This is a genomic window from Providencia sp., from assembly GCF_003533305.1.
GTDB lineage: Bacteria > Pseudomonadota > Gammaproteobacteria > Enterobacterales > Enterobacteriaceae > Providencia.
Map to the genome: position 1 here is coordinate 1 of NZ_DOEH01000012.1, position 7,950 is coordinate 7,950.

Annotated in this window: 6 protein-coding genes; 2 read left to right on the forward strand and 4 right to left on the reverse strand. The window is 39.8% G+C overall.

What is annotated here, in order from left to right; genetic code table 11:
- Positions 1-116: 116 nt before the first annotated feature.
- The 4 genes from hemG to pepQ form a co-directional block, all read right to left on the reverse strand.
- The gene (hemG, locus tag DD649_RS05620; protein WP_294104505.1) at positions 117-641 is read right to left on the reverse strand and encodes a menaquinone-dependent protoporphyrinogen IX dehydrogenase; all 525 of its coding nucleotides are present in this window, start codon (positions 639-641) and stop codon (positions 117-119) included.
- A gap of 100 nt (positions 642-741) precedes the next feature.
- On the reverse strand, positions 742-2,193 hold the full coding sequence (trkH, locus tag DD649_RS05625) for a Trk system potassium transporter TrkH (protein WP_294104507.1): 1,452 nt from the start codon (positions 2,191-2,193) through the stop codon (positions 742-744).
- Between the two features lie 26 nt (positions 2,194-2,219).
- Positions 2,220-2,834 carry an IMPACT family protein gene (locus tag DD649_RS05630; protein WP_294104509.1) on the reverse strand — a complete coding sequence of 205 codons (615 nt, stop codon included), beginning with the start codon at positions 2,832-2,834 and terminating at the stop codon, positions 2,220-2,222.
- Entirely contained in the window at positions 2,834-4,168 is a 1,335-nt protein-coding gene (pepQ, locus tag DD649_RS05635; RefSeq protein WP_294104511.1) for a Xaa-Pro dipeptidase, read from the reverse strand. Before pepQ ends, DD649_RS05630 begins: the two co-directional genes overlap by 1 nt.
- Positions 4,169-4,426: 258 nt before the next feature.
- Between pepQ and fadB the strand changes: the two genes are divergently transcribed.
- A complete protein-coding gene (gene fadB / locus DD649_RS05640) occupies positions 4,427-6,619 on the forward strand; it encodes a fatty acid oxidation complex subunit alpha FadB (RefSeq protein WP_294104513.1) in 2,193 nt (730 codons plus the stop codon).
- Positions 6,620-6,623: 4 nt separating this feature from the next.
- Positions 6,624-7,790 carry an acetyl-CoA C-acyltransferase FadA gene (gene fadA, locus DD649_RS05645; RefSeq protein WP_294104514.1) on the forward strand — a complete coding sequence of 389 codons (1,167 nt, stop codon included), beginning with the start codon at positions 6,624-6,626 and terminating at the stop codon, positions 7,788-7,790.
- Positions 7,791-7,950: the final 160 nt, after the last annotated feature.

A 7,950-nucleotide genomic window follows, 5' to 3' on the forward strand; every position in this document is an offset into this window, starting at 1 on the left:
GATGCGCATTATAGGGAGTCAGAGAATTCTAGCAAGTGTTTTTTTGATTTTTATTTTCAACCGCTGATATTTTAAACCAATCGAGCAAAACACCTACATTTTGTTGATAAAGCACGCTATAGATTATCGAAATTTGTTGCGAAAGCCGTGACATTATCCCAATTAGTGTATTCAATTTCTGTATTGGGATCAGTTGGCCCGTCAGTCATCTTCATTATAAAGCGGATCATTGTTCTATCGAGCCATTTGTAGCGAGGATAAAAGAGCGCGCCAGCAAAAACAGATTTAATTGTCGGTTGCCAAGGACACCGTTCCAGAAACTTACGCGTATATGAATTTGTTTCTGCTGTATCTTTACCTTCTTTTCTCGCCGTCAGGTTTACCGCGAAGAAACCCGTTTTCATTGCATTTAACTGAGCTTGGTGCAAAGTTGTAAATCGTAAAAGCTTCTTATTAAAGTGCCCGTAACGAATCGATGCACCAATAAGAACTTTATCATAAGCCGATATATTTAAATTTTGCTCTGTATTCAAGTCACGGATATCACATTCACATCCCTGGGTACGTAACTGTTCTGCCATTTTTAAAATAATTTTTTTTGTTTGTCCATCCGTACTGGAGTGTAAAAGTAAATAGCTCATCATTGCTCCTCTGTCGTTTATCGTTCTTATGTATATCCAATTATCGCTTCAATTCTAACAATGCTTTTACTATATAAAATCATTCAAATATTGATGATACTTATTCACGCCAAAATGTTGGGGTAAATAAAACCAACAATGTGAAGACTTCAAGACGACCAAATAACATGGTAACAACTAATATCCATTTACCCACTGGATTCATTGAGGTAAAGTTATCCGCTACCGAGCCTAACCCCGGACCTAAGTTATTTAATGTCGTTGCAATGGCAGAGAAAGCTGTGAATTCATCAACCCCAGTCGCAATTAATAGCAGCAAACTCACCACAAACACTAAGGCATAAGCTGAGAAAAACCCCCAAACAGCTTCAATGATTCGTTCTGGTAAGGCCCTTTGCCCTAACTTAATGGTATAAACCGCATTTGGGTGTACTAGCCTTTTTAATTCACGAGAGCCTTGTAAAGAAAGTAATAAAATACGGATAACCTTCAAACCACCGCCGGTTGACCCCGCACATCCCCCTACAAAAGCGGCACATAGTAAAAGCATTGGCAAGAAAATAGGCCAACCTGAAAAACTATCCGTTGTAAATCCAGCCGTTGTTGCCATCGATACAACTTGGAAAAAAGCCTGATCTAACGTTTGTCCGAAACTATCATAAATAGAGTGATAAAGGAGAACTAGCGTACACACAATGACTAAAACTAATTGAAAACTAATAAACACTCTAAATTCAGGATCGCGCCAATAAATACCTAAACTTCTTCCGGTTAATACCGCAAAGTGCAAACCGAAATTACAGCCAGAAATTAGAAGAAAGATCCCAATAATGGTATTTATGGCGGGACTGTTAAAATAGCCGATACTGGCGTCATGAGTAGAGAAACCACCAATTGCAATCGTTGAGAAACTATGGGATATCGCATCAAAAACATCCATACCCGCTACCCACAAAGCGATAGCGCAAGCAATAGTCAGAAGCACATAGATAAGCCATAAGGTTTTTGCAGTTTCAGCAATACGCGGACGCATTTTATTATCTTTAAGAGGCCCCGGCATTTCAGCTCGATAAAGCTGCATTCCACCGACGCCTAATAAAGGTAAAATAGCGACTGCGAGTACAATAATCCCCATCCCACCAAGCCATTGCAGCATTTGTCGATAAAATAAAATAGCTTTTGGTAAGGAGTCTAACCCTGTTAGCGTTGTCGCCCCTGTCGTCGTTAGCCCTGAGAATGATTCAAAAAAAGCATCCGTAATTGAAAGATTAGGCTTTTCAGAAAAGATAAAAGGTAAAGCTCCCACGCTTCCCAACACGGTCCAAAATAAGACCACAATTAGAAAACCTTCTTTTGCCTTTAATTCATGCTTACTATTACGAGTTGGAAGCCATAAAAAAAGTCCGATTAATAAAGCGGTTATAAAAGTTTGACTGAAAGCTCGCCCAGCGCCGTCGCGATAAATAAGCGCGACAATACCAGGCACAACCATAGTAAAAGAGAAAATAATGACGAGCAGCCCGACAATACGGGTTATTGCACGAAAATGCATTCGGCAGGTTCCTTGCTAACCAGTGGCTATTTCAATTCAGGCGTGAGTTGTAAGGCTCCGCGGCTTATATCGCGTAATCTATCATTTACTTCCTGTTCAAGGGTAGCAGGAATTGTAATTTGCAAAGATACAGACTCATTATAATCACTGTGTAATATCATGCCATTCATCTGTACCAGCAACTGCTCTACCGCACTAATTAGCGAATAGTCGCACACTAGATCAAAAATTTTCTGTGGCACTTTTGTTTGAGTCGGTAAGATTTTAAGTGCTTGCTGTACACCACTTCCATACGCTCTAACCAAGCCACCCGTTCCAAGCTTTATACCACCAAAATAACGCACAACAACACAGGTGATTTCACCTAAATGGCTTCCCAGTAATTGAGCCATGATGGGTTTACCTGCGGTTCCTGTTGGTTCCCCATCATCAGAAAATCCCAACTGTTGGGAGTCATCAGGGCGTCCTGCAACAAAAGCCCAGCAATGGTGCCGGGCATCAGGGTATTGAGCTTTAATGGATTGAATATAATCCTTTGCAGCATCAATACCTTCTGTATGAGCTAAATATGTAATAAATCGGCTTTTCTTAATTTCTTCTGTAACTGAAATCGTTTCTGCCGGTATCAAATAAGGTTTCATTAAGGTAAATGCAAATCTCGAGTCATATTTTCAATACGATTATGATGAATCACAATATTATCCTCAATACGGATACCACCATAAGGTTTGAAGAACTCGATTTTCTCCCAATTAAAATGCTGGCTAAATTCACCCACACGCCATGAAGACAGCAAAGATTCAATAAAATACAATCCAGGTTCAATTGTTAAAACCATTTTTGGCTCTAACACCCTAGTGCAACGTAAGAATGGATACATTTTAGGTGCAGCTAGATGTGTGCCATTTTCATCTTGCATAAAACCTGCGGCATCATGGACTTGTAGCCCTAATGGATGACCTAAACCATGAGGTAGAAATGGCGTTGTCAGGCCGTTTTCTACCATTGATTCACCGCTAATGCCTTTAATAATATGATGTTTAATCAGAATTTTAGCGATCCGATGATGCATATCAACATGGTAGTCAGTATAACGAACTCCCGCTTTAATCGTATCAATGAGTGAGAGCTGTTCTATATTTAAATCAGCAATTAACTCAGCAAATTCACTTTTACTTTTTGCCGCGTAAGTACGTGTTATATCAGCGGCATAACCATTATATTCAGCACCTGCATCAATTAAAAAGCTACGTAATTCACTTGGTACTTTTTGTTGTAACTTGGTGTAATGTAGAACTGCCGCATTTTCATTTAATGCCACAATATTACCATAAGGAACATTAGTATCTCGATGACCAGTGGCTTGTAAGTAACTAATATTAATATCGAATTCACTCATTTCAGCTTGAAATGCATCAAACGCCGATAAATGCCCATTTACCGCCATTTTTTGTGCTTCACGCATACAATATAATTCATAATCCGTCTTATATGAACGATGGTAATGGTAATAATCAAGAACAGATTTTGGATTGATATTTTGTGCAGAAATACCGAGAGCTTCAGCTTTTTCCGTCGCTGAACCAATATAGCCGATATGCTCTTTTGGTAGGCTGGCGAGGAATTGCCCAATATCATCGGCGCTTTTTAGATGAATTAGCTCGACATCTTTTGTCCAAAAGCTATTTGGCAGAGGTTCAACACTGTGCCAGTAGTCAACTGGTGAATAAAACCATAACTTAGGCTTATTAACGCCATCCACTAATAACCATGAATGCGGAACATCCGTAACTGGAACCCAAGCTTTAAAATGTGGATTAACTTTAAAAGGATAATCGCAGTCATCAAGAAAGACACGTAATGGTTCTCCTGAATGAATCAATATGGCGTCTAATTGGCTGCGCTGTAAAACTTGCTGAGTTCTTTGTTGTAGCGTTTTAATATGTTCAGCATAGAGTACATTCAGTTTTTCCATTTCATTCAACCTTTGTGCATTAATTAGAAGATTCAAGCTTAGCACGTTCTGATATTAACGGGTATGCTCACAGTTTTAGATACAAGCTAATTCATTGATATACAATTATAATATCATTTATTTAAATCATTATTCATCTTAATTGCTGTGAACTCCATTCCAGTTTTGTTATTAAGCATTTGCATTTAATTAACATTTTAGTCACACTCGATTCATCTGGTCATACCAGATGTTCCAGTCATACTAAAGGAGAGCAGCATGCTTTATCAAAGTGAAACAATCTATATTCAATGGTTGAAAACAGGTATTGCAGAACTGGTTTTTAACTCACCAGGACCAATTAATAAATTGGATACTCATACCGTTGCTTCACTTGATGAAGCCGTTACTGTTCTTGAACAACTTTCTGATCTACAAGGCGTTATTTTTAGATCGGACAAATCTGCGTTTATTGTTGGCGCAGATATCAAAGAATTCTTATCTCTTTTTGAAGCCTCAAAAGAAACTCTCAGCGAATGGCTGAGCTATGCCAATCGTATTTTTAATCGAATTGAAGATCTTCCCGTTCCCACTATTTGTGCAATTAATGGTTATGCCCTCGGTGGTGGTTGTGAGTGTGTGTTATCAACTGATTTTAGAATTGCATCCCCTGATATCCGTATTGGTTTACCGGAAACTAAACTCGGTATAATGCCGGGTTTTGGTGGTTCTGTTCGCCTACCGAGATTAATTGGCCTTGATAGTGCGCTTGAAATCATTACCGCCGGAAAAGACATTAATGGAGCACAAGCGCTCAAATTTGGACTAATAGATGCAATTGTTGATGTAGAAAAATTACCGCAATCCGCATTGGAAGTGATCGAATCAGCCATTTCAGGTGCCATTAATTGGCAGAAAAAAAGACAGCCTAAATTAGCGCCATTACAACTCAGTCCTATTGAACAAACTATGAGTTTTAATGTTGCCAAAGGTATGGTTTACCAAGTTGCTGGGAAACATTATCCCGCACCGATGGCAGCGGTCAATACAATAGAAAAAGCCGCAAATTGCACCCGTGATGAAGCATTGAAACACGAAACAGCTGCATTCGTTCCCCTAGCTCATAGCGACGTAGCACGTGCGTTAGTGAGTGTTTTTCTCAATGACCAACAAGTCAAATCAACAAGTAAAAAGCTCGCTCATCATGTCAGCGTACCAACTCAAGTAACTGTTTTAGGCGCGGGGATCATGGGGGGTGGTATCGCTTATCAGTCCGCCAGTAAAGGCGTGCCTGTCCTAATGAAAGATATTAATGAAAAATCATTAGATCTTGGTATTGAAGAGGCTCAAAAATTATTGAATGGTCAATTTGAGAGAGGAAGGATCACCGCCGCTAAAATGGCGACAACGCTGTCATCAATTCGCCCATCATTATCCTATGCAGGTATTGAAAATTCACAAATTATTGTCGAAGCTGTGGTTGAGAATCCCAAAATTAAAGCCGCGGTTTTAGCAGAAGCTGAATCTTTAGTCACCGCTGAAACGCTTTTAGCTTCAAATACATCGACAATTCCCATTTCAGAACTCGCTAAAGCACTAAAACGTCCTGAAAATTTTTGTGGAATGCACTTTTTTAACCCGGTACACCGTATGCCACTGGTTGAAATCATTCGTGGTGAGAAAACATCTGATGAAACAATTGCCAAAGTTGTTTCATATGCCAATCAAATGGGTAAAACTCCAATTGTAGTCAATGACTGCCCAGGCTTCTTCGTAAATAGAGTACTTTTCCCTTATTTTGCAGGTTTTAATTTGCTGTTACAGGATGGTGCTGATTTTAGAGAAATCGATAAAATCATGGAAAAAGAATTTGGCTGGCCAATGGGCCCGGCTTATTTACTTGATGTTGTTGGTATTGATACCGCATTCCATGCAGAGCAAGTTATGGCTCAAGGTTTTCCTGAGCGCATGAGTAAAACTGGTAAAAATGCAATTGATGTGATGTTTGAGCAACAACGTTTTGGCCAAAAAAATGGCAAGGGCTTCTACCAATATGAAAAAGATAACAAAGGTAAACCTAAAAAAATAAATGATCCGCTAACCGATGAATTACTAGCCTCGATCAGCCAAGCAAAACGGTCGTTCACAAAAGAAGAAATTATTGCACGAATGATGATCCCAATGATCAATGAAGTTGTACGTTGCTTAGAAGAGGGGATCATTCAAAGTCCAGCCGATGCAGATATTGCGCTTGTTTACGGCCTTGGATTTCCACCATTCCGTGGGGGTGTATTTTGCTACTTAGATACACTTGGAAGCCAGTCTTATCTTAAAACCGCAGAAACTTTTACCGATTTAAGTCCTCTTTATCACGCACCTGCTGGACTAAAAGAAAAAGCGGCTACCAATGCCCGATATTACCCGAAGCCGCCTGTTGTGGCTGTCGATGTTAAAAAAGTTGTGAGGGGTTAATCTTATGGAAAATGTCGTCATTATTGATGGAATACGCACACCAATGGGACGTTCTAAAGGTGGCGTATTTCGCCATGTTAGAGCGGAAAACCTCTCTGCGCACCTGATGAATGCCATTTTTGAGCGAAACCCAAATGCAAATAAAAAAGAGTTAAATGACATTATTTGGGGTTGTGTTCAACAAACTTTAGAACAAGGCTTTAATATTGCCAAAAATGCGGCGCTGTTAACCGATATACCTCATACGGTACCTGCAACTACTGTTAATCGTTTATGTGGCTCATCGATGCAGGCTATTCATGATGCTAGTCGATTAATCATGACAGGTGATGCTCACTCGGTATTAATTGGTGGTGTCGAGCACATGGGACATGTTCCAATGACTCATGGTATTGATTTTAATCCAAAATTAACTTTACGCGTCGCTAAAGCGGCGGGGGCAATGGGACTCACTGCTGAGATGTTGGCTAAAATGTATAATATTAGCCGAGAAGAGCAAGATGCTTTTGCGCTACGTTCTCATCAACTGGCAGCCCTTGCAACAAAGAGTGGAAAATTTAGTCATGAGATTGTCCCTATAGAAGGCCATGATGCTAACGGTAATTTGATTTCAATGAATTATGATGAAGTCATTCGTTTTGATGCAAGTCTTCAAGGTTTATCTGCATTACGACCTGCCTTTGATCCTGTGAGCGGAACAGTTACCGCGGGTAACTCGTCAGCACTTTCTGATGGTGCATCGGCAATGTTGTTGACCAGTGAGACTTATGCAAAAGAGCATGGTATTAAGCCAAGAGCTCGAATTAGAGCTATGTCCGTTGTAGGTTGCGATCCTTCTATAATGGGATTTGGGCCAGTTCCTGCCACTGAGTTAGCCTTAAAACGCGCAGGACTTTCATTAAATGATATCGATATTATTGAGCTCAATGAAGCTTTCGCTGCGCAATCTATCGCTTGTATGAAAGGATTGAAACTACCTGAAAGTCAAATAGATGAAAAAGTGAATTTGAGTGGGGGGGCGATCGCATTAGGTCATCCTCTTGGATGCTCTGGTTCAAGGATCACCACTGCATTATTAAATCAGTTGGAACAAAAAGATAAGCAGTTTGGCTTAGCCACTATGTGTATCGGATTCGGGCAAGGAATAGCAACGATTATTGAACGAGTCTAAAACGTTTTCGCCACAACATTGTCGTATTTTCTCGATATTCCCGCCTAGTCAGGGGCGGGATTTTTTCTATTTATTATTCGAATAAGCATCAAATAAAAATGACAATTGTATAAGCCTACAACTTGAAATCTTAACAGAGAATTTAATCCTAATAGTTCGA

Coding starts and splice junctions, on each gene's coding strand:
- DD649_RS05630 (WP_294104509.1), bottom strand. CDS start 2,834: ATGAAACCTTATTTGATACCGGCAGAAACGATTTCAGTTACAGAAGAA.
- hemG (WP_294104505.1), bottom strand. CDS start 641: ATGAGCTATTTACTTTTACACTCCAGTACGGATGGACAAACAAAAAAA.
- fadA (WP_294104514.1), top strand. CDS start 6,624: ATGGAAAATGTCGTCATTATTGATGGAATACGCACACCAATGGGACGT.
- trkH (WP_294104507.1), bottom strand. CDS start 2,193: ATGCATTTTCGTGCAATAACCCGTATTGTCGGGCTGCTCGTCATTATT.
- fadB (WP_294104513.1), top strand. CDS start 4,427: ATGCTTTATCAAAGTGAAACAATCTATATTCAATGGTTGAAAACAGGT.
- pepQ (WP_294104511.1), bottom strand. CDS start 4,168: ATGGAAAAACTGAATGTACTCTATGCTGAACATATTAAAACGCTACAA.